The sequence below is a fragment of the Lentzea sp. NBC_00516 genome (assembly GCF_036346835.1).
GTDB lineage: Bacteria > Actinomycetota > Actinomycetes > Mycobacteriales > Pseudonocardiaceae > Lentzea > Lentzea sokolovensis.
Genome location: NZ_CP107840.1, coordinates 2,470,867 through 2,493,735, shown reverse-complemented (window position 1 = coordinate 2,493,735; position 22,869 = coordinate 2,470,867). Strand labels below are relative to the sequence as shown.

The window sequence follows — 22,869 nt, the reverse complement described above, 5'->3', positions numbered from 1 at the left end:
TCGCAGCGCTTCTGGCGGAAAGCTCGCCGAGTGAGGGGGAGGGTTTTCTCCCCTGCACGACCGCCGTCGCGAATGGAACTCTCGCTCTGTCACAGGAGAGGGAGGCACATGCCCGGTCTCGAACTCGTAGTGCTGCTCGGTCTGGCGGTGCTGCTGGGTCGGATGGCGAGCGCCCGCTTCGGGATCGCCCCGCCGATCACGCTGCTGGCAGCCGGCGTGCTGCTCGGTTTCGTGCCGGCGCTGCGGGCCGTGCACCTGCCGCCGGAGTTGGTGCTGCTCCTGTTCCTGCCGGTGCTGCTGTACTGGGAGAGCCTGAACACCTCGCTGCGGGAGATCCGCGCCAACCTGCGCGGCATCGTGCTGCTGAGCACGACGCTGGTGATCGCGACGGCGTCGGTCGTCGCGGTCGTGGCGCACGCGCTGGGGCTGCCGTGGGGGCCGGCGTGGGTGCTCGGCGCGGCCGTCGCGCCGACCGACGCCACCGCGGTCGGTGTGGTCGCCCGGCTGCTGCCCAGGAGCCAGGTCACGGTGCTGCGGGCGGAGAGCCTGGTCAACGACGGCACCGCACTGGTGATCTACGGGTTGGCGGTCGGCGTCACGGTCGGCGAGGAGCAGTTGGGTGCGGCGCACGTGGGCCGGCTGTTCCTGCTCGCCTACATCGGTGGGGCCGCGGTGGGGGCGGTGACCGGCTGGGTCGCGGCGCAGGTGCGCCGCCGCCAGGCCGACCCGCTGACCGGGCAGGTCACCATGGTGCTGATCCCGTTCACCGCGTTCCTGCTCGCCGAGGTGATCCACGCGTCGGGCGTGCTGGCCGTGGTGGTGTCCGGGCTGATCATGAGCCAGGCCGCGCCACGGGTGGTTCGTGCCGAGATGCGCGTGCAGGCGCAGGCGTTCTGGACGGTCGCCACGTTCCTGCTCAACGCCGCCCTGTTCGTTCTGGTCGGGCTGGAACTCCAGTCCGCCGTGCGCGGCCTGACCAGCACCGCCCTGTCGAGTGCGTTGACGATGGTCGTCGTGGTCACGGCGGTCGTGGTCGCCGTTCGGTTGGTGTTCCTGTTCACGGTGCCGTACGTGGTCCGCCTGCTCGACCGGAGACTGGGCGTGCGTCAGGGCGACCACCGTCCCCGGCTGGTCAGCGCGTTCGCCGGCTTCCGTGGCGCGGTGTCGCTGGCGGCCGCGCTCGCCGTCCCCGACCTGCTCGCCTCCGGTGAGCCATTCCCGAACCGGGACATGATCGTGTTCGTGACCGGCGGGGTCATCGTGCTCACCCTGCTCCAGGGCCTGCTGCTGCCCGCGGTCGTGCGATGGGCCCGGTTGCCGCGCGACATCGCTGTGGAGAACGAACATCACCTCGCCGAGACCCGCGCCACCGAGGAAGCCCTGCACGCCATGCCCCGGCTCGCCGCCGACCTCGGTACCGACCCGGACGTCGTCGATCGCATGAGCCGCGAGCTCGACAAGCGTCTCCAACTCCTGCGGGCCCACGGCGCCGGTGCCGCGGACCACCCGGCCGTGCGCCACGACGAGCATTACACCTCGCTGTATCGGGAGTTGATCGCCCACAAGCGCACCACCGTCGTGCGCTTGCGCGACGAACGCCGCATCGACGACACCGTGCTGCGCCAGGTGCAGGCCGCGCTCGACCTCGAAGAGGTCCGGCTGTCCCCGAACGGAGTGGTGGAATGACCGGCTTGATCGACGTTCACGCACACTTCGTCACCGATTCCTATGTGCGCCAAGCAACTGCGGCCGGCCATGTTCATCCCGACGGGATGGACCGGTGGCCCACCTGGTCGGTCGTGGCGCACCTGGAGTTGATGGACCGTCACGGCATCCAGACCGCGCTGCTGTCGATGTCCTCGCCGGGCGTGCACTTCGGCGACGACGCCGCTGCCCGCCGGCTCGCCCGTGAGGTCAACGAGGACGCCGCCCGCCTTGTCGCCGGCCACCCGGAGCGGTTCGGCTTCTTCGCGTCCCTCCCACTGCCCGATGTGGACGGAGCTCTCGCCGAGATCGCCTTCGCCGTCGACGACCTCGGCGCGGACGGCGTGGTGCTGATGACCAACACCGGCGGGACGTACCTGGGGGACAGGCGCCTGGAACCGGTTTTCGCCGAACTGGACCGCCGTGGGGTCGTCGTCTTCCTGCACCCCACGTCACCGGTGTGCTGGGAACAGTCGGCGCTCGGGCGGCCGCGGCCGATGGTCGAGTACATCTTCGACACCGCACGGACGGTGACAGACCTGCTGATGTCGAACGTGCTCGTTCGCCACCCGGACCTGTCTGTGATCGTTCCGCACTGCGGCGGCGCGTTGCCCGTCCTGGCCGACCGCGTCAACGAGTTCATGACGCAGTTCCTCGGCGCGCAGGAGCCGGGCCGCACGTCTGACGCGGTGGCGCAGCTTCGGCGGCTCCACTACGACATCGCCGGCCCGGCCTTCCCCCGCCAGGTTCCCGCGCTGCTCGAACTCGTGGACCCCGACCGGCTGCTGTTCGGCAGCGACTACTGCTGGACCCCGCCCTCGGTCGCCGACAGCCACATCGCCGCCATCGACGCCGTCACACCACCGGTCGACGGTGCCACCTGGCGGTCGCTGACCACTGCCAACGCACGGCGCCTGTTCCCGCGGCTCACCCGATGAGCGGCCGCGGGTCAGGCGTTGTGGTACTGGGACGCCAGGGTCGGGCGGTTCCCGTTCGCGAGCAGCGCGCGTTCGCTCGTCTGGAATCGGTCGAGCGCCTCGGGATCGGCCAGTCCCGGGATGCACACGGTCTCTCCGCGTTCGATGGCGATCGCGGCGGCCAGTGCGACGTCCTCGGCGGACATGGTGTCCGACTGGTCCTGGTGAGCGCCGTCGTTCCACTCGGTGGCCACCCGTGGGGGACAGACCACGGTGGCGCTGACGCCGGTGCCGGTCAGTTCGGCGGCGAGGGTGCGGGTGAACGCGACGGTGGCGGACTTCGCTGCCACGTAAAGGGTACGAGCGGGCATCGCGGGCGCGTTGACTCCGGAACTGAAGGCCAGCATGGAGGCGACCGTGGCGATGCTGCCGGTTCCCGCGGACAGCATCGCCGGCAGTGCGGCGTGCGCGAGGCTGATCGGAGCGGTCGCGTTGAGCCGCCACAGCCCGTCGAGGTCATCGGCCGTCACGTCGGACAGTCGTGCGTAGCCGGCCATGCCGGCGTTGGCGACGAGCAGCCTGATGTCGCCGGCCGCGGCCCTCTCCGACGCGGCGGCCAGGCCGTCCGGGGTGGCGAGGTCGATCGGGAGCACCTCTGCGGTCGCGCCGAGGCGTGCGACCTCCGCGGCCATCTGTTCGAGGCGATCACGTCGGCGGGCGAGCAGAACCAGGTCGTAGCCACGGGTGGCCAACGTCCGCGCCAGCGCCGCGCCGATGCCGCTGCTGGCTCCAGTGATCAGAGCTTGAGGTCGTGGTGACATGCCTGCAGACTATCAAGCGTTTGATAGTCTACGAGCACTTGAGTGCTATCAAATATCTGTGATGAAGTCGGCTGATCGGAGGAGGAACATGACGCACACCCGAACCCTCGGCCAGGGCTTGCGAGTCTCGGCCATCGGCCTTGGCGCCATGGGCATGTCCCAGAGCTACGGGTCCAACCCCGGCGACCGCGACGCCATGATCGCCGTGCTGCGTGGCGCGGCCGAGCGAGGTGTCACGTTCTTCGACACCGCGGAGGTCTACGGGCCCTACGTCAACGAAGAGCTGGTCGGGGATGCCCTCGCCCCGCTGCGCGACCAGGTCGTGATCGCCACCAAGTTCGGCTGGCGCATCGACGACGGCAAGTCCGTGGGCCTCGACAGCCGCCCCGAGCAGATCAGGCGGGTCGCCGAGGCATCGCTGCGCCGCCTGCGGGCCGACACGATCGACCTGTTCTACCAGCACCGCGTAGACCCGGACGTGCCGATCGAGGACGTCGCCGGTGCCGTCGGCGAACTCGTCCAGGCCGGCAAGGTGCGTCACTTCGGGCTCTCGGAGGCCGCGGCCGACACCATCCGCCGCGCGCACGCCGTCCACCCCGTGACCGCCGTGCAGAGCGAGTACTCGCTGTGGACCCGAGAGCCCGAGCCGGAGGTGCTGCCCACGTGTGGCGAACTCGGCATCGGTTTCGTGCCGTTCAGCCCGCTCGGCAAGGGCTTCCTCACCGGCGCCGTCACCGCCGACACCCAGTTCACCCCTGGTGACGTCCGTACGAGCATCCCGCGCTTCACCGCTGAGAACCGCACCGCCAACCAGGTCCTGGTAGAGCACGTCACCAGCCTGGCGCGCGCCAAGGACGCGACACCGGGACAGGTCGCCCTCGCCTGGCTTCTCGCCCAGCAGCCGTGGATCGTGCCCATCCCCGGCACGCGCCGCCTCGAGCGGGTCGAGGAGAACGCTGCCGCCACCGGGGTACCGCTCTCGGCGGACGAACTGGCCGGCCTCGACGGCCTCGCCGCACGAACCGGTGTCCACGGCGACCGGTACAACGAGCACCACATGTCCTTCGTGGGCCGCTGACCGCCGCACTCGCATGCTGAGCTGCAGTGATCGGGTCTGGTCGTTCTGTCGGCATGATCGTGGACGTGACGCTACGACTGCCGCTGGTGTTGCGGCACGAGGTTGCGGCGCCTATCTGTCTGTTTCACTCGCCGCCGCAGCACCCCTGCGGACTTGTCTCAGCCTCTCGAGTCCACGGCCGGTGACGCACTGTGGTCACCAATCCGTTCGGACTAGAGGAATTCCCGCCCTGGGCGCTCCCACTGCCGTCTCCTGGCAGGCATGATGGAAATGGCTGTCGGGGCAAGGGAGGGCCAGCGATGGATTCACGACCGGATCTCTTGTCCCACCAGATAGATCTGACCGGGGTTCCGCTTTCCGCACTTCGCGGTTTCCGCCGGCCGGAGCTGAACGCCGCGATTGCGCGGATGATGTCGAACGCCCGGCGTTCCGCACCGGGTGACGCCGTCCAGGAACAACGGTGAGTGGCGGGAACCCGCTGGCCAGACTGAGGCTGCCGCGCTCTGTCTTCGAACAGATCTGTGCAGGTCAAATAGACGCCGAAAGCACTGCGGCGTTGCGAAAAGGCCAATACAGCATTCGGCGGTTGATGCTGAGGTCGTTGTTCGAGGTCGTCGCCGGAGCGGACGTGCGGCCTGGGTTGTTCGAAGATGTCGAACGCGCGTGGAATTTGCTCGCCGACGCGGAAAGTGTCGCGCCCGCTGTAGTGGAAGACGTCGTGATGTATCCGACGGTGGGTGTACAGCTCGCGAAAACGCTGCACGACAGCGGCGGAGTGGCGCCGTCCTGGCGGGAGATCGGGGTGCTGCACTCGATGGCCGCCGCGGCAGCTGTCCGAAGTGGACTGAGGTGCACGATCGCGGTGCCGGTGGTGCACGGCGCCGTCACGTTGCCGACCGTGGGGCAGTGGCAGCTGCGATCCACGGGGTTCCCCGCAGGGCGGGTCGAGCTGAGCATCGCCGACGGTGAAGTCTCCCTCGGGCACGCCTGCACCTTCCTGCGTGCCAAGGAACATCGTGTCTCGGCTGCGGGCCGGACGTTGGCGGTCACGTTCGAGGACCTCGACGTGTACCGCGAGTTCACGGCACCGGTCGCACCCGCTCCGCTCGACGCGGTCGAGTACGAGGAGTGGGTCAAGCTGCTCGACGAGGCCTGGCGTCTGCTGGCGCGGTGGCACGAGGGCTGCGCGGAGGAACTGGCGTCCGGGTTGCGCGCGTTGATCCCGCTCGGTGCGGGTACGGCTGTGTTCGCCGCGTCGTCGTCCAACGCGTTCGGCGCGATCGCCATGTCCGCCAAGGCGACGGCGACGCAGCTCGCCGAAGCCTTGGTGCACGAGGTCCAGCACTCGAAGCTCAACGCGTTGATGGACCTCGTCGATCTGACCACTGGCGAGACAGGGTGGGTCTACGCCCCATGGCGTGACGATCCCCGCGGGCTCCTCGGTCTGTTGCACGGCATTTACGCGTTCACCGCCGTGGTCGAGTTCTGGCACGTGCAGCGCGACCTCGTCCCGCCCGCCGAGTCCCGCCGTGCTCACTTCGCGTTCGCGCTTCGCCGCGCTCAGGTACGTGCGGCAGTCGACTCGTTGCGCGGCAGCACAAGGCTCACCGATCTGGGTCGTGCGTTCGTGGCGGCCGCGTCTGTGCGTCTGTCGGTGTGCGAGACGGCACCCGTGGCGGTCGGGTTGGCGAAAACGGTCACCGGTCTCCTCACCGAGCATCGCGCGGTGTGGCGGGCACACCATCTGAGGCCGGAGCCCGCCGACGTCGAGACGGTCGCGGAGGCGTGGATGCGGGGCGCGAAGTGCGCTGGCCGGGCTCGCAGCCAGGTCGTGCCGAGCGGTGTGACCGGTACGCGGCCGAGGAGCGCGTTGCTGGAAATGCGCGCGCTGACACCTGATCGGTTCGACCAGGCGGTTTCGCTGGAGTCCGCGGACGCGATGTTCGCCCGAGGGGAACGCACCACCGCCGCCACGGCGTACGAGCGCAGAATCCGGACGGATCCACGTGATGTGGACGCGTGGATCGGACTGGGCCTCGCCTCCCAGGTCACGGCGTTGCTGGACGAGCCCGCGACCGTGCGCGCGGTGCACGCCTACGTGACGACACGCACCGGTGCACCGCCCGCGCCAGCCGAACTCGCCGCCTGGATGACGGCGAGCCGGTAGTGCTTCGTCACGACCCGTTCGTCAGAGTTCCATCGTGTCCGAGTCGCAGTTCGCGCGCACGGACTGGCTGGCTGCGATCGTGGCCGGGTGGTTGTCGCCCAGGACCCTGCGGAAACCGGCCATGGTGGAGGCGTGCAGGATCGCCGAGTCGTCCGGCCTGTTCAGGTTGGTGAGGTCGATCGACAGGTTCAGCGACACGGCGAGTGTCGACGGGTGCTCCGCACCGAGCACGCGGGTCAACCTGGCGAGCAGGTCCTCGTCGCGCCTCTTGGCTGCCTCGTGCTCGCCGAGGGCCGCGAGGTCACTGGCGAGGTTCGTCGCCGCGACCAGCGTGAACGGGTGATCGTCGTGGAACACCTCCCGCAGCCCGGCCACCGCCTCCTCGTTGAGCGCGCGGGCCCTCGCGATGTCGCCGGAGAGCCGGCACGTCACGGCGAGGTTCGTGGCCGCGATCAGGGTGTACGGATGGTTCTCACCGCGAATGTCCTTGAACAGCCGGTGACTCTGCTCGGCCAGGTCCAGTGAGCCGCGCAGGTCGGGGATGAGCCGCAGGTCGGCGGACAGACACATCAACGAAGTCACGGTGTCGATGTGCTTGTCGCCGAACCGCCGTCGGTAGAGGGCCACACACTGCTCGGACTGCTGCCGCGCACCGTCGTGATCGCCCGCCTTGCGCAGGGCGACCGCCAGGTTCCGCATGGCGCCGACGGTGAACGGGTGGTCCTCGCCGAAGAGCTCCTTCTGCTTCTCCAGCGTCTCCTCCTGCAGCTTGCCGGCACCCACGTAGTCTCCGGACTCGCGGATGTCCATCGCCAGCGCGTTGCGGGAGCGGTAGGTCATGAGGTGGTCCTCACCCAGCACGACGCTTCGGCGGCTCGTGGTGTCCTGGTCGAGTTCGCGTGCTCGGAAGAAGTCGCCCATCATGCGGAAGCAGCTCGCGAGGTTGGCCGCGTAGTAGAGCGTGGCCGGCTCGTTCTCACCGAGCAGATCCTTGGACCGGTCATACACCAACTGCTGCAGTTCGAGCTCCTCGGTGAACCGGCCCTTCGTGCGCCGGTCCGCTGCGACGGTGTCGAGCATGGCGAGAAAGGTCTCGTTGTCCTCGCCGACCTCGTTGCGCAGCAGGTCGAGCGTCTTCTCGTTGAGCTCCATCGCCTGGTCGATGTTGCCGAGCCGGCGCAGCGCGATCGCGTAGCGGCGTGACATCTCCAGCGTGTGCAGGTTGGTCTCGCCGAGGTTCACCTGCCAGATGCTGAGGCAGTTCTCGGCGAAGTCGAGCGCCCCGCCGTAGTCGCCGCTGGAGAGCAGGTAGCGGACGAAGTTGATCATCAGCTCGCGGACCCACTCGTCGCTGCAGCTGACGGCCCTCGACATGGTGGCGTGGGGGAGCAGAGCCGCGTACTGAGGCCAGTTGGCCGCGACATCGGGATCGCCAGGGTCGCCTTTGACCAGCAGCACGTGCACGGCGTGCCGCATGACGTCCTGCTCGTCGGAGTCCAAGCGGTTCTTCAGCACGGTCTGGACGAGTCGGTGCAGCTGCAACGTGTTGTTCCTGTGGTCGATCTTGGCGAGGCTGTAGCGGCTGATCTCCCTGACAGCCCGGTTGAGCTTGATCGGGTCGGAGAACGCCTTCGCGAGTGCGTCGGGTACGGGCGTGCCGCGGGCGCCGCTGAACAACTTGCGCGAGATGGGCTCCGGTCCGAAGAAGGCGCAGACCTGCAGGAGCTGCAGGGCCGCGCGGTGCTCGTTCTTCAGCCGGTTCAACGGAACGTTCCACGCCGCCGCCACCGGCAGCTGGTAGTCGCTCGACGTACCGGCCTCGAGCAGCTCGATTCGGTTCTGCTCCAGGAGGTCCAGGTACTCCGAGACCTGCATGCCGGTCTGCGCTCGCCACGCCGCGGCCTGCTCGATGGCCAGCGGCAGATCGCCCAGCGCTTCGGCCAGCCGGTCGGCGTCGGAGTCCGTCAGCTCACCGCCGCGCCGGTTCAGCAGCTGCTTGCTCTCGGCGCGGGTGAACAGGTCGACCTCGACCGGCCTGGCGATGTTGCCCCACTCGGAGTTGCGGGAGGTGACGACGACATGACCGGAGCCCGCGGGGAAGAACTGGCGGACGGTCTCGGGGCGGTCCGCGTTGTCGAAGACCAGAAGCCAGCGGGAGTAGGGCTCTTCGCCGCGGCGCAGTGCGTCGAGCACGGCGGGAACCGCGGTGTCCGCGGTCGCCGCGGTGGGCAGGGCCATCTTCTTCGCCAGTTCGACCAGACTGGAGGTGATCTGCGACGGGTGCTCCGCCGAGATCCACCAGACGACGTCGTATTCCGACGCGTGCTGGTAGATGTACTCGACGACCGTCTGCGACTTGCCGACGCCGCCCATGCCGTGCAGCGCTTCCGGAAGAACGGCCGTGGCGCCCGGTTCGAGCAGACGCTGGCGAAGACTCTCCAGCAGCTGTTTCCTGCCGACGAAATCGGGATTTCGCAGCGGAACAGCACCCCAAAGCTGAGGTTTGGTCATGCCTTCGCGTCGTTGTTCCACCGAAAGAGGGAATCCTGGGGCGGTCACGTGTTCTCCCTCGGCCGAGAACGGGTCGCCGGTCGGTGCGGCCTCGTTCGGGGGTTCGGTTACCTGCACGCTGCATTTCTCCTGCTCCGCTGGCTTTTTCGATTCCTGAATCGATCCAGGAAGATCGTATTCCACGCGGAGTCTAAGGCTGGCGAGACGCTTCGCGCGCCTGTGGTAGGGACCGGAGAGCGCCCGGAAAACGGCTTCCTGCACCCGGATGTACGGAAGGTTTTCGACACTCGGCGCCGGATCGGAGATGTCGTCCGGCGCATCCAGTGCCGCGGCGAAGTTCCGCAATGTTCCGTTGACACGTTCGGCGTACTGGCCGATCATTCGCGCGACCCGGATCGTGTCCGCTCGCCGGGCGCCGGAGAGCAGTTCCTCGCGGACTCCGTCGTGGAACTCGTAGGCGACTCGCGTTGGATCGGGAGTCGATCCATTCGCCGGCACGTGTTTCAGCAATCCGCTCAGCACGACTTCGGCGAGTGCGGAGAGACCGGCGCCGGGCAGCATGATCCGCTGGACCAGCTTGATCAGCGGAAGGCTCAGCGGCGTCGCGGCCAGCAGGCCCGCCAGGTGGAAGGCCTGCACCGAGGCCTGAGTCCGGAAGCGCATCACCCGCGTGCGGGCGGTGAGCTGCTCGGTGGACACCTCCGGACTGCCGACCACCGGTACGTCTAGGCGCGGGCGGACCATCGCCGCCGTCGTCTCGACCCAGCCGGAGCCGGGTGTGGTGAGCAGGCGCGACCAACTGGCGAACCACTCGGCGGAAAGTCCGAGGACGGGAACCGCGACCGCGGCCGGATCGGCGACGTCGAGCGCCAGATCCGGCTCGACCACCCGCACTCGCAGATCCCTGTTCGCGGATCCGGGAGCCGGCGCGGACAGCCGCACGCGGCGCGTCGCGAGACCGCCCCAACGCCACAGTCGTTGCTCGAGAACGTGGACGACGGCGGTGGGCATCACCTTTCCCCATCGGAAGAGCAGTTCGCTCGCCGCCCCTTCGTGCCAGGCACGGCCGATGGCGTCGGTCATCACGAGCACGACCCTGCGGCCCGTCGTGTCCACGAGCTCCGACCAGTGCTGGCCGCGTGACTGCCGGCCTTCCGGCGTCAGCACCAGGTCGGCGAGCGACGACTTCGAGCAGTCGAGCCCCAGGAATCGGACGTCCCTGAACGCACCTTGGCGGCGCAGCAGCATCAGGAAGTCCTGCACCGTCTGCTGCCAGATCTCCATCGACGGCGCGGTGTCGGCGACCAGAACGACGTCGAACCTCCGCCAGGGCGCCGGCTGCCATTCGGGTAGCCACGAGCCGTCCTGCGCCGCACGGATCGCCGTGGCTTCTTCGTCGAGCACAGTGCGCCATGGTGACGGTGCGGGACGCATGAACGGTCGAAGCGCGCTTGCGATCCGGCGTGGTTCCGACAGCGCGGGCACAGTGGGCCAGGCGAGAGCCGCCTCGCTGTTCGTCGTCGCGCCACCGCCCACCGGGATGGGAAGCACCCTGACCGGCCCCGGCGTCCAGTTCTCCTCCTCCGCACTGGTGGTGGAGGTCTCCGGCTGGGCAGCGGGGGCATCGCGGTGCTCCGGAGTGGGCGCGCTCGCCTCAGCGGGGCTGTTCCACTCGTGTTCCTCGGGTTCTTCTTGTTCGGTCCTGGCGTGAGCTGCCGGCTCGTTGGCCGGTGGCGGGACCGTCGCGGGTTCCGGGCGGTGCACTTGCTCGGCGAGCCAGAGCGCGTCCCGCACCTCGCGGTAGGTCAGATCCGATGTGGACAGTGGTTGGTCCGGCCCGTTGGTGTGAACGAACTGTTGCAGCACAACAGCGTCAAACCCGGTCGACGCGTCGACCGGGTTCTGTTCTTCCCTCGGGCGCCGGATCATCCCACCTCCGACGACAGCGGATGCCAGATCGCGGTCAGCAGTTTGTTCCAGTCCTGATCCAGCTGGTACGAGCCGGACGTCGCGAGCTGTGTCGCCAGGTGGACGGCGTTGAGCAGCTGGTCCGAGGCGAGCCCGCCGAGCTGCGCGCTGCGTTCCAGGAAGTCGGCGATGAGCCTCGCCAGGTCGACACCCTCGGCCTCGCCGAGGTGCGCGGCGACCATCCCGGCTAGCTGGTCGAAGTCCGGCTTCTCGAAGTGGAGTTTCAGGCAGCGCCGCAGGAACGCGGGCGGGAACTCGCGCTCGCCGTTGCTGGTGATGATGACGATCGGGAACTGACGGCAGCGCACGGCACCGTTGCGCACGACCGCCGAACCTCCGCGATCGGCGGTGAACACGGGGACGTCCGCCTGTTTTCTGGCCAGCCGGACGAGCTCCGGGATGTCGTACTCGCCCTCCTCGAAGACGTTGAGCAGGTCATTGGGCAGGTCGATGTCGCCCTTGTCCAGCTCGTCGATCAACAACACCCTCGGCAGTTCGAACGGCAGCAGCGCGGTACCGAGCGGGCCGAGGTGCAGGTAGTCACCGACGCCTGACTCGCCTTCGCCGCCGGCCTCCCGGCTCGCCGCGGCCTGCACACGTCCGATGGCGTCGTAGAGGTACAGGCCGTCCTTGAGCACCGTCCGACTCGTGATCGGCCAGCGCAACGTTGGACCCAGTCCAAGCTCACGGGCGATCAGGTAGGCGAGCGACGACTTCCCGGTGCCCGGATTTCCGGTGACGAGCAAAGGCCTGCGCAGGTAGATCGCGGCGTTGACCATGAGGACCTCGAGCGGCTGCGGCTTGCGCGGCGTGCTGAGCAACGCGCCGATCCGCCGGTGCTCCTCGGTCCCGTCGTCGTCCGGACGGGTCGCCTCGCCCGTGCCGGTGAACCTGCGCCACGGCGGCGGCTCCGGCAGTTCGGCGATCGGTGACTCCGCGGCGTCCCCGGTGCCGCGGTACACGTGCCATCCGGTCGGATCAGAACTCATACCTGGGCCACCGGTACCCCTTCTGGCGCTGCCGGGGGTACCGGCATCACCACCCTCGCCGGATCGTCGAACAGAACGGTCAGCTTCCCGCAGACGTGTCTCGCCGCTGTGCCCTCCTCGAACGCGGTGGCACGTGCCAGCCGGATCCTCTCGAGCAGATGATGGGGATCGTCCACGCCGTGCAGCAGTTCCTCGACCACCGCGACGAACTCGGCCGAGTCGCACTTCTCCCGGTGCCACACCATCAACGGGACGCCCGCGCGCAGACCGACCGCGACCTCGTCCCGGCCCGACTTCGCCACCTGGGGTGGCTCGCTCAGCACCAGCGAGACCAGCTTCGGCTTGCGTTCGAAGTTCGACATGAGCTCGCGGAGCCCGTCATCGCTCGCCGAACGGCTCCAGCACGCGGAGTCGCGCTGGATCATGCCGTCGTTCGTGAGTTGCACGGACAGCTCTTCCCACCGGGCGTGCCAGGACCTGTGCCACTTGCGCCGCACCATCCGGTCGAGGCTGCGCACCACCAGCGGGTAGCGGCACCCGATCGGTTCCGGAATGAAGGTGTCCGTCTCCCACGGCCATTGGTCGACGTCGAGCGAGATGATCTCACTCGGAAGGATCATCTCGATGTGGATGTCGGGCCGGTACTGCCCCCAGCTCTCCTCGACCTCCTCGATGAGCCCGGCGACGTGCTCCTTCATCACCTCGAGGTCGTCGATCAGGTCCCGGCCGCGATGGGGCGACCATCCGTCCGACAGGTCGAGCTGCCGCCAGTGCGAGAGCCGGTACCTGTCGCCGGTGGACCCCTCTCGTTGGAGCTGCAGCAACAGATAGGCCGCGGACCGCGGTGGCGGCGCCATCGGGCCGGGCGTCTCCGGGGCGTTGTCCCGCACGACCTTCAGCTCTGCTGCCAGGTCCATCCGGACCGCCTGCTGTTCCACCCACCGGCGCAGCTCGATCGCCAGCTCCGGCCGCACCCTGGAGGCGATGTGCTCGACGAGCAACAGCGGTTTCGGTATTCCGCTCGGATCGGAATTCAGGGTCTCAAGTGCGCGGAACACCTCGAGGTAGGTTGTTTGTTCACGCAGTCGTGGCGCGGCCGGTCCCGCGATGGTGTCGTAAATGTCGGCGATGTCGGCCACCACGACACCCTGCAGCAACGTGAACAGCCTCTTGGTTTCCTCGGCGGGGAGGATTTCGAGTGCGGTCATCTCGGCCACGATTGCCCGCAACGCTGCCATGGGCTTGGAGCCCGGTTCGATTCGTTCGAGCACTCGCAGTAACGTGCTCAACCCTTTCGGGTGTTGCGTGCACACCTCCGCGAGGCTGTACAGGTGACCGACCGCCTGCTTGTGCTCCTCGAACGGTAATTGCTCGCGCAGTTCGTCACACACCATCCGGGCAACCAGGTTGCGGCCACTGCGATCAGCCAGAAAACCGATCTTTCGCAGGGCGTCGACCAGGGGCCACAGGGTGCCGCGTTCTGCACTCTCCTCCGCCAGCACCATCCGGGCCTCCCGGGTCGAGGTCGGTGTTCGGAGTATGGCAGTGATCGACCGACATCGGGGGATCGGTTTAACTCTCTGGGGCATTACACAGCGAGGTCAGCTTCAGGGGTTTTCGGCCGCCAACGCCTGCGCGGCCTCCTCCGAACGGCGTACCGGAATGGATTCCCCCTCCAATTCCCGGAGCACGTGCAGCAGGTCGCCGAGGCCGTCGTCGTAGTCCAGGCACGTCCGCACGAGGTCGATCACGTGCAGCCGGGCGCGCTGGTGGTGCGGCACGGCCTCGGAGATCTCCCGCCGCATGCGGGCCAGCACCAGTCGGCGGCTCGACTCGTCGCGCACGGACGGCACCTCCAGCAGCGCGTCGACCAGTGCCTTGAACCTGTCGTCGGACTGTTCGGTGCGTGACGTGGCCGGTGCGTGGACGTGGATCCCGCCGTTGACCGTGCCCGCCTGCAGCACCAGGCCCGTCACCAGGCCCGTCACCTCGTTGCCCACGCCGGGTGTGTGCTCGGGTTCGGTCACGTCCAGCAGCTTGGCACAGCTCCGCCCGCCGGCGCGACTGTCCACAATGGTCTGTCGTGGTCCGCGGAAAGCGATTCGACCCCGGTCCGCCATTCGGTGGAAGCGGCGCGAAGACCGATGGCGGAGCGTTCCGAATCTGGGTAACGGCTGCCGATCGCTGTCATACTTCGATCACCGACCTTGAAATGGGAGGCCGCACATGCCGTGGGCGGAGCAGAACGCTGATAGCGGTGCTTTATGGCCCCTGGTAGAAGGCATGCGGCTGATTCCCTGCCTGAGAGACCGCAACGGCCGCAACCTCGTCGCGCGGCTGGTGTGCGACGAACTCGGCCAGCAGCTGCCGTTCGAAGAACATGACCGCGCCACTGACCACCTGTTCAGCATCGCGGAGGTCTGCAGGCAGCACGCGGAAGGATTGGCCACCCTGATGCTCGTGCTGGAACGGATTGAGCAAGGCTCCAAGCACGTGGTCGCGCTCCGCGACGCACTGCGCGTGATGGCGGCCCCGAGATTGTGGCCGCTCGAGGAAAGCGCGAGGCTTTTCCGGCTATTGGACGGAGCGGTGCTGCCGGACGTCTCCGAGATCTACCACGCCGTCGTAGGGCTTTCGGCGCCCAGCCTGTCCGTCCGGGCCACTCACATCGATGTTCTGCGGGCCCTGGAAACGCTCAATGCTGATCCGAGTGGAATACCCAGACCGCTCGCCTTCGTCGAACGCCTCGCGGTGAAAGTGCCGCCGGAACTGGCTGCGGAACTGCGCCGCTGGTCTGATCGGCAGGCAGCGCACATGGGGCTGACCGCGGAGCTCGTCGCCGTGCGCCGGGAGGCGGTGGAAACGCTCGATCGGACAGCGTTGCGGCCGCGGTCGGAGGCCTACCTGATCCTGCAGGTCCAGCGCGAGGGTGCGGTGGGCGACAAGTACCGGTTGTCGCACTGGCGGCAGCTCGGCCGGTCCGCCGAGTGGTCGCCGCTGCGTGGTCCCGACGTCGTGGGCGACCTCGAGTCGGTGAAGGTGCGCGTCGCCGAGCTGGTCGAGGAGATCGAAGACGAATGGGCTCACTTCCGCCCGGACATCCGCATCGAGTTCGTGCTGCCGAGCGAGATCATCAACCTCGACGTCGACCAGTGGCCGTGGGAGACGGACTCGCCGATCTCCGAACCCATGGGTTGCCGCTACCCGGTGGTCGTGCGCAGCCTGGAGCGAATGACGAAGCGGAAGTGGTACCGGTGGTGGTGCGACCGGTGGGACGAACTGCTCTTGCAACTCAGCGACACCGGCGCGGTGCAGCGCGAGTCCGCCTGGTGGAGCAGGCAGGCGAGCGAGGACGGGCTGCGGAAACTCACGTCGGCGTTCGCGCGCACCCCGAAGCTGGTGTCACTGGTGCTGAGCGCCCCGCCGTCCGCTGACATGGTCGGACGCGACGAGGTGGCCGCGGGTCTGCGAGCGGGCGTCCCGCTCATCCTCTGGCATCGCGAGAAGTGCGACACCGTCGAGTTCGTGACCATCGTCGAGAACCTCCTGCACGGTGACGGCGACCCCCACGACCTGCTGGAGAGAGTTCGGCAGGCGCGGGTGACGGCGTACGAACAGGGCGCGGTGCCGGGGCATGTCGGAGAGAAGCTGACAGTTCTTCTGGACGACCCGGTGAGAGTCGTGGTGCCGCGCGATCCAGGGCCACCGGAAAGGGCGTCGGTGGCGTGAACGTGAGTACCCATGGCAACGGCTGGCAGGTCTACCAGGGCACCGGACAGGTGGTCTCCTCGCCGCTGAACAAAGTGCCGGAGCCGCCGCCGTGGCGACGGTTCACCGGGTCCGGCGTGGTCTTCCGCCCGGACGACGACGGAGGCGAGGGGGACCGGCGCGTCGGCGGGCTGCGCGCTGCCGGACGAAAGCCCCATCCCCGCGAGGTCGCGATGGTGAACGCGGCGATCCACTTGCGACGACCTCTGCTCGTGACCGGCAATCCCGGCACCGGCAAGTCGTCGCTGGCCTATCTCGTGTCCAGGGAGCTGGGGCTGGGGCCGGTGCTGCGCTGGCCGGTCACCAGCCGCACGGTGCTCAAGGACGGCCTCTACCTCTACGACGCGATCGGGCGGGTGCAAGCCGCGGCGGACCGTTCCCCGGAGATCGGCGCCGACTCCGATCTCGGTGACTACATCCACCTCGGGCCGCTCGGTACCGCGCTGCTGCCGTTCGAACTGCCGAGGGTGTTGTTGATCGACGAGCTGGACAAGGGCGACATCGATCTGCCCAACGATCTGCTCAACGTCTTCGAGGAGGGCGAGTACGACATCCCGGAGCTCGTCCGGTTCGCCGCCAGACAGCCCGAGATGCCCGTGCTCACGGCCGACCGAGGTGGTTCCGCCGTCGTGCGGGAGGGCGTCGTGCGCTGCCACGAGTTCCCGATCGTCATCATCACCAGCAACGGCGAGCGCGAGTTCCCGCCCGCGTTCCTGCGCCGATGCCTGAGGCTGCACGTCGATCCACCGGACTTCGACCAGCTGGAGAGCATGGTCGCGGCGCACTTCGGTGAGGCGGACGGTGTCGACCTGGCACTGCTGATCACGGATTTCCTGGAGCGCAGCGGGCAACTCGGCGGACTGGCCTCCGACCAGCTGCTCAACGCCGTGCACCTCGCGGCCCAGCTCGCCACCTCCGGCTCCCGCCAGCGTGACGTCGACTGGAGCGACCTGGTCAAGGCCATCTGGCACCCGCTGTCGGCGGAACTTGAATGAGCGAACGCCGCCCGGACGCCCGGCATCAGGCCGTCGACCCGGCGGCCGGAACATCCGGCGCGCTCGGGGCGAGGCGTGCGGACGACAGCATCTCCACCGCGGACCTGACCTACCACGAACTGCGTGACGCCTTGTGGCTCAGCGGGAAGCTCAGGCCGCGGGTGAACGAGCGGGAGTCGGTGTCACCGGGCGAGCTGGTGGCATCGGCCGAGACCACGGACGACCCGTTGCCAGCGGAGAGCGTGCAGGAGGAGGCAGACCGGCCAGAGGAGGTGCGGGAGGAACCGGAACCGGTGAGCCGAACCGGGTTCAGCTCGCTCGCCGCTCGCACCGATGTCTTTCGTCTCGACTGGCCGACGCTCCTCGCGCTGCCGGAGGCACGAGGGATCGCACGTGCTCTGCGTCCGTTCATGCGCACGACGTCGTCGCCGTGGCGCTCCGTTCTCGACGAGGAGGGCACAGCGGTCCGTGCCGCCGAGGACGGCCTGTGGCTGCCGGAGTGGCAGCCGGCACCCTGGCGCCGGTTCGACATCGCACTGGTGACCGACGTCGGTCCCTCGATGGACATCTGGCATCAGACGGCGCGTGAGTTCCTTGGCCTGCTGCGGCGACAGGGCGCGTTTCGCGACGTGCGGCACTACCAGCTCGACTGCTCCACGTCCTCGCCGGACGACCTGCCGCTGGAGGTCGGCGGTGTGGCGGGCAAGGCGTGGCACTGGTCCCACCTCGTCGATCCCACCGGCAGGCGGGTGGTGCTGGTGCTCACCGACGCGATCGGCGCCGCATGGCACAACGGTGCCGCGGCGGCGCTGCTCACCCGGTGGGGCCGGACGATGCCGGTGGCGGTCGTCCAGGTGCTCGAGCAGCGACTGTGGCACTGGAGTGGGCTGACGACCCGTCGCGTGCGGATGTCCGCGAGAAGAGCCGGCGCGGCGAACCGGCATCTGAAGATCAAAGCGGTGCCGCCGGACGCGGACTTCGGCGCGGAGGAGCTGAAGAACGTGGTTCCGGTTCCGGTGCTGGGGCTGTCCGCGGACTGGATGGCGGGCTGGGCGAAGCTGCTCAACTCCGATGACGGGGGATGGGTGGAGACCACGGCGACCCTGGTGTCCCCGTTCGCCGACGACACCACGCAGACGCCGCCGAACGGGCGCACAGGGCCTCTTCTGCCTCGCGACCGCGTGCTGCGCTTCCGCACCCACGCGTCGGTGGAAGCGTTCGATCTCGCCGGGCTGCTCGCCGCGACACCGTTGTCCCTGCCGCTGATGATGCTCGTGCAGCGGACGCTGTTGCCGGCGTCGACCCTGACCACCCTCGCCGAGGTGATGCTCGGCGGGCTCCTCAGGCAGGTCGCTCCGGCGGACCAGCCGGCGGACGCTCCGAAGATCTCCTACGACTTCCACGAGGGCGTGCGCGACGAACTGCTCGGCACGGTGAAGAGGGAGGACACCATCCGGGTCGCCATGGTGCTCGCCCACCACGCCGACGACACGCACGCGACGCTGCGTGACTTCCGGGCCGTGCTGGACGCCCCGGACGCGGCGCCCGATCCCGAGCTCACCGACGACAACCTGCCCTACCTGCGCGTGCAGGAAGCCGTTCTGCGCGCCCTGTCCGGACCGTACGCGCGAAGGGCCAGGCGGCTTTTCGCCGCTCGGGTCGAACTGGAATCAGCTTCAGCGGAATCCGTTCATGGCATCGAGTCTCCGACGTCAGCAGATTCCTCGATGACGACCGAAGAAGCCGTCACGACCACTGATGCGCCGTCGGCGGGTCAGCATCGCGAGCCGTCCGGCCAGCCGCGGGTGTGGGGACCCGTGCCACTGCGAAACCCCGATTTCGTCGGCCGCCGGGAGTTGCTGGAGAAGCTGCGCCGGCGTCTGCTCGAACCGGGCACGACCGCTGTCCTGCCGGAAGCTCTGCACGGAATGGGCGGCGTCGGGAAGTCGCAGACCGTGGTCGAGTACATCTACCAGCACCACGCCGAGTACGACGTCGTCTGGTGGATTCCCGCGGAGCACCCGTCGCAGATCAGGTCGAGCTTCGTCGAGCTGGCGAAGAGACTGGGCCTGCCCGCCGAGTCCGCCGACACCGCGGTTCCCGCCGTGCTGGAGGCGCTGCGGACGGGGAAGCCCTATTCCGGCTGGATCCTGGTGTTCGACAACGCTGACCTTCCCGAGACGGTGCTGCCGTTCTTCCCCCCTGGGAACGGGCATGTCGTCGTCACGTCACGCAACCCCCAGTGGGCAGGGGTCGCGCGGCCGGTCGAGGTGGACCTGTTCACCCGTGCGGAGAGCATCGAACTGTTGCGACGCAGAGACCCGGTGATCCCGGAAGCCGATGCGGACCGCCTCGCGGAGGCGCTCGGCGACCTGCCGCTCGCGGTCGAGCAGGCGGCGGCCTGGCGGGCACAGACCGGCATGCAGGTCGCCGAATACCTGGAGCTGCTCGACCAGAACCGCACCGAACTCCTCGAGGAGAGCTCGCAGATCGGGTACGAGATCCAGGTCGCGGCGGCGTGGAACGTTCCGCTGGACCGGTTGCGCAAGGAACATCCCGCAGCTCTGCAGCTGCTCCAGCTCTGCGCCTTCTTCGGCCCAGAGCCCATTTCGAGGCGATTGTTCAGCGGTGTGCGTGGCGCACCTGTGCCCGACGCGCTGGCCGAGGCCTTCGCGAACCCGATCAAGCTCAATCGGGCCGTGCGGGAGATCAGCCGGTACAGCCTCGCCAAGATCGATCACCGGAACAACACGGTGCAACTGCACAGACTCGTGCAGTCGGTGCTGAAGAACCGGGTGAACCCGGCTGAACAGAACAACCTGCGGCACGCGGTGCACCTGCTGCTGGCCAAAGGGGATCCTGGTGACGCCGAGGACTCGACGAACTGGTGGAGCTACTCCGAACTGCTGCCGCACGCGACCATGTCGCGAGCGGTGGAATGCGAGGACCAGTGGATGCGCGTGCTGATGCTCAACCTGGTCCGCTACCTGCTCGCGAGTGGTGATTATGGTGGCGCGCTGGATTTCTCGGAGCACGCGGTGCACGTGTGGCAGCAGAACTTCGGCGAGAGCGACCTCGACACGGTCGAGATGACACGTTGGTACGCGATCGCGCTGCGCAGGCTGGGCAAGATCGACGAGGCCATGCACCTCAACGAGAGGAACCTGGAGGTCCTGCGCGAGGCTGTCGGCGAGGACGACGAGAACGTGCTGGGCATGCTCGACGTCGTCGCGGCGGATCGGCGTTCGCAGGGCAGGTTCGCGGAGGAACTCGCGCTGCAGCAGACCGTCTACGACCGATCGCGGCTGATCCTCGGTGAGGACGATCCCGCCACGCTGCGGTACGCGACCAACCTCGCGAGCTGCTACCGGCTGATGGGCAGGTTCTACCCGGCGAGGGATCTCGACGAGGAGACGTTGCGGCGCATCACCGTGGTGCTGGGGAGTGATCACCTTTTGACCTACCGCTTGATGAACGCACTCGCCATGGATCTTCGCGAGTGCGGCGACTACCTCGGCGCGAGCCGCCTGCAACAGGAGGCGTTGCCTCGTCAGCGGGAGCTCCTCGGAGCGGACCACCCGCACACGATCGGCGCGACCCGCAACCTCGCGGTGATCCTGCGCAAGCTGGGTGACCACGCGGCCGCGGTGAGACTGTCCCAGGAGTGCGTGGCCACGTACCGCAGCCGGCACGGTGACCGGCACCTCGACACCGTGACGTCCCTGACGAGCCTGTCCGTCGATCTCCGGCACATCGGCGACCTGCAGGGGGCGCACGAGGCGGCCCAGGCCGGTTACGACCTGTTCCGGGAGATCCGCGGGCCGCACCATCCGTACACGTTGATCGCGGCCGTGAACCTGGCCTCGGTGCATCGGTTGCGGCGCGGTCTGGATCGTGCGCGTGAGCTCGACCTGCTGGCGATGGACGGACTCCGTGCCACGTTCGACAGCGACCACCCGTTCGCGCTGGTCGCCGCGACCAACTTCGCCAGCGACCTCGCCGCGGGGGGCGAGCACGTCGAGGCGAGGCGCCTCGACGAGGAGCTGGTGCGGCGGTCGACGCTGGTGCTGGGGTCAGAACACCCGTCGACCCTGGCTGTCGCGTTGAACCTCGCCCTGGACCTGCGGGAGGCGGGAGAGTCGGAGGAGGCGGCGATCCTTCACGTGCGGACCGTTGCGGCCTTCCGCAGGACGCTGGGGGAGAAGCATCCCGCGACGGTCCTGGCCGGCCGGTACGTCAGGGCCACCTGCGACACCGACACCATGGAGCAGTGAACTCAGGCCGGGCTCAGCCAGGCCGCGAGGTCACGGGGAGCCGGGGCGGTGCCGTCGCGCGCGAGCAGTCGCAGGTGCACGGCCTGGACCGTCGCCGGCTGCGACAGCAGTGCGGGTGCACCTGTCGCCAGGCCGAGCCCGACCCATGCGTCGCGATCTCGCGGGTCTGCCTGGACCAGACGTTCGTAGGCGCCTGCGGCCGCCTCGTGGTCGCCACGGGCGAACAATGCGTGCGCGGACTCGCCGTGACACGACTCCGAGCCCAAGGCTCGTCGCCTGACCAGGGCCGTTCGGGGAGATTCCGCTGCCTGCGGACCGGGCACGACCTCGCCTCGCACGGTGCGGGGGGACGGGCGTGCATCCGTCCACGCGTCCGCCACCTCCGAGACGTCCCCGGCATCCGGCTGGACGTGGTGGATCCGCCAGGTCGCCTGGTGGTCGGCGAGCAGCGTCGTGATCGCATCCGTGAGATCGGCGGGAACTCCTGCGGGATCGAGTGCCGCGAGCCGGGCGGACGCCGCCGCCACGAACCGCCTGCCGAGATCGGTGAGCTGGCCGGCGTCCCCGACCGCGTCGACGGCCTGACGGATCTGGCGGCAGCGGTAGGCGAAGGTGAACTGGCCACGACGGGACTCCGCCGGTGACACGAGATCACGCTGCACGTGCCAGAACTCCACCACGCTGGTGAAAGCGTAGATCCCGTGCAGCAGCCCGCCGAGCGACCGCGGATCGTCGCGCCACGGCGCGTAGAACCAGGTGTGGTCCTCCTGGTGCAGGGGGAGGAGATCCATCAGCGCGTTGAGCTTCGAGTGCTGGACCTCGTGCACGATCGCTTCCGCCAGGTCGGTCGCGGAATCCTTGGGAGACAGGGCGACGCCACCGAACGCGTTGGTCGACGACGCCGCGAACACGGACGTTCCCGCCTCGAGCGGGATCAACGTGGTCAGTCCGGCCGCCAGCTCACCGGCGTAACCCGTGTGCCAGCGCGTCAGGAGGTCCCAGGCCTGGTCGAGCTGCCCGCACCAGGCGTCGAAGGCGGCCGGGTCGAGCGGGTTCGGTGCCGCTGGCGCCGCGAACTCCCGATGCCGGTCCACGTCGTCGAACGCGACCTCCAGCGACCGGCCAGATGCCTTGGCGTGGTGGCGCTTCGCCTTGACGAACGAGGCGCCGGAGCCGACCGCGACCTCTCCCGAGTCGAACCGCAGCTCGACCCGGTCGACGTGATCGGCGAGCCTCCACTGGCCCACCGTCGGCAAGGCGACCGTGCCGTCCACGACGGGCACGTAGAGGGATCCGGTCAGTCCACTTCGGACGGCGGCGGCGGCCGCGATGGCGTGTAGCTCAACGATTTCCGCAGGCTCGGGTGGCGCGCCGCAGACGTCGTGCAGGGTGCGCGCCAGCCAGACTCCCACGGCGGGGTGCATCAGCAGGTCCTCGACCACCGCGGGCGCCGCGTTCCCCGCGTCGGCGAGCACGATCCAGGCCTGCTCGCCGTCGTCCGACCAGGAACCTCGTCCCCGCATCGACTCGAGCAGTGTCCTGAGCCTCAGCAGGCGAATGCTGTACTGGCCCCGCCTCAGCAGCGCCATGCTCTCGTCATCGACAGGACCCGCGCAGATCTGGTCGAAGACGTGCAACGGCACGCGAAGCCGTTGAAGCTCGCTCGTACTGCCCACC

13 protein-coding genes are annotated in these 22,869 nt (G+C 68.6%); 7 read left to right on the top strand and 6 right to left on the bottom strand.

Going from position 1 to position 22,869, the window contains the following annotated elements:
• Positions 1–108: 108 nt before the first annotated feature.
• Together OG205_RS11325 and OG205_RS11320 are read left to right on the top strand one after the other, a co-directional pair.
• Positions 109–1,686 carry a Na+/H+ antiporter gene (locus OG205_RS11325; protein WP_330276160.1) on the top strand — a complete coding sequence of 526 codons (1,578 nt, stop codon included), beginning with the start codon at positions 109–111 and terminating at the stop codon, positions 1,684–1,686.
• Entirely contained in the window at positions 1,683–2,642 is a 960-nt protein-coding gene (locus tag OG205_RS11320) for an amidohydrolase family protein (protein WP_330276159.1), read from the top strand. The genes OG205_RS11325 and OG205_RS11320 overlap by 4 nt, the downstream gene beginning before the upstream one ends.
• Positions 2,643–2,653: 11 nt before the next feature.
• On the opposite strand, the gene OG205_RS11315 is transcribed toward OG205_RS11320, so the two are convergent.
• On the bottom strand, positions 2,654–3,442 hold the full coding sequence (locus OG205_RS11315; protein ID WP_330276158.1) for an SDR family NAD(P)-dependent oxidoreductase: 789 nt from the start codon (positions 3,440–3,442) through the stop codon (positions 2,654–2,656).
• Positions 3,443–3,530: 88 nt separating this feature from the next.
• Here OG205_RS11315 and OG205_RS11310 point away from each other — a divergent pair, with 88 nt between their 5' ends.
• A complete protein-coding gene (locus OG205_RS11310; RefSeq protein WP_330276157.1) occupies positions 3,531–4,520 on the top strand; it encodes an aldo/keto reductase in 990 nt (329 codons plus the stop codon).
• A 589-nt stretch (positions 4,521–5,109) separates the two neighbouring features.
• Entirely contained in the window at positions 5,110–6,687 is a 1,578-nt protein-coding gene (locus OG205_RS11305; protein ID WP_330276156.1) for an HEXXH motif domain-containing protein, read from the top strand.
• A gap of 21 nt (positions 6,688–6,708) precedes the next feature.
• Here the strand turns inward: OG205_RS11305 and fxsT (OG205_RS11300) are convergent, their stop codons facing one another.
• The 4 genes from fxsT (OG205_RS11300) to OG205_RS11285 all read right to left on the bottom strand — a co-directional run bounded on the left by fxsT (OG205_RS11300) (position 6,709) and on the right by OG205_RS11285 (position 14,182).
• Positions 6,709–11,127: an FxSxx-COOH system tetratricopeptide repeat protein gene (fxsT, locus tag OG205_RS11300; RefSeq protein WP_330276155.1), complete on the bottom strand. Its 4,419-nt coding sequence runs from the start codon at positions 11,125–11,127 to the stop codon at positions 6,709–6,711.
• A complete protein-coding gene (locus OG205_RS11295; RefSeq protein WP_330276154.1) occupies positions 11,124–12,155 on the bottom strand; it encodes an AAA family ATPase in 1,032 nt (343 codons plus the stop codon). The genes fxsT (OG205_RS11300) and OG205_RS11295 overlap by 4 nt, the downstream gene beginning before the upstream one ends.
• Positions 12,152–13,660, bottom strand: a complete 1,509-nt coding sequence (locus OG205_RS11290; protein WP_330276153.1) for a VMAP-C domain-containing protein — start codon at positions 13,658–13,660, stop codon at positions 12,152–12,154. Before OG205_RS11290 ends, OG205_RS11295 begins: the two co-directional genes overlap by 4 nt.
• A 102-nt stretch (positions 13,661–13,762) precedes the next feature.
• A complete protein-coding gene (locus OG205_RS11285) occupies positions 13,763–14,182 on the bottom strand; it encodes an effector-associated domain 2-containing protein (RefSeq protein WP_330276152.1) in 420 nt (139 codons plus the stop codon).
• Positions 14,183–14,381: 199 nt separating this feature from the next.
• Here OG205_RS11285 and OG205_RS11280 point away from each other — a divergent pair, with 199 nt between their 5' ends.
• The 3 genes from OG205_RS11280 to fxsT (OG205_RS11270) are packed head-to-tail and all read left to right on the top strand — an operon-like array spanning position 14,382 to position 21,192.
• On the top strand, positions 14,382–15,884 hold the full coding sequence (locus tag OG205_RS11280) for a VMAP-C domain-containing protein (RefSeq protein WP_330276151.1): 1,503 nt from the start codon (positions 14,382–14,384) through the stop codon (positions 15,882–15,884).
• A 2-nt stretch (positions 15,885–15,886) separates the two neighbouring features.
• Positions 15,887–16,918 carry an AAA family ATPase gene (locus OG205_RS11275; RefSeq protein WP_330276150.1) on the top strand — a complete coding sequence of 344 codons (1,032 nt, stop codon included), beginning with the start codon at positions 15,887–15,889 and terminating at the stop codon, positions 16,916–16,918.
• Positions 16,915–21,192, top strand: a complete 4,278-nt coding sequence (fxsT, locus tag OG205_RS11270) for an FxSxx-COOH system tetratricopeptide repeat protein (protein ID WP_330276149.1) — start codon at positions 16,915–16,917, stop codon at positions 21,190–21,192. The genes OG205_RS11275 and fxsT (OG205_RS11270) overlap by 4 nt, the downstream gene beginning before the upstream one ends.
• 2 nt (positions 21,193–21,194) lie before the next feature.
• Here fxsT (OG205_RS11270) and OG205_RS11265 read toward each other — a convergent pair whose 3' ends face one another.
• On the bottom strand, positions 21,195–22,868 hold the full coding sequence (locus tag OG205_RS11265) for an aKG-HExxH-type peptide beta-hydroxylase (protein WP_330276148.1): 1,674 nt from the start codon (positions 22,866–22,868) through the stop codon (positions 21,195–21,197).
• Between the last annotated feature and the right edge of the window lies 1 nt (position 22,869).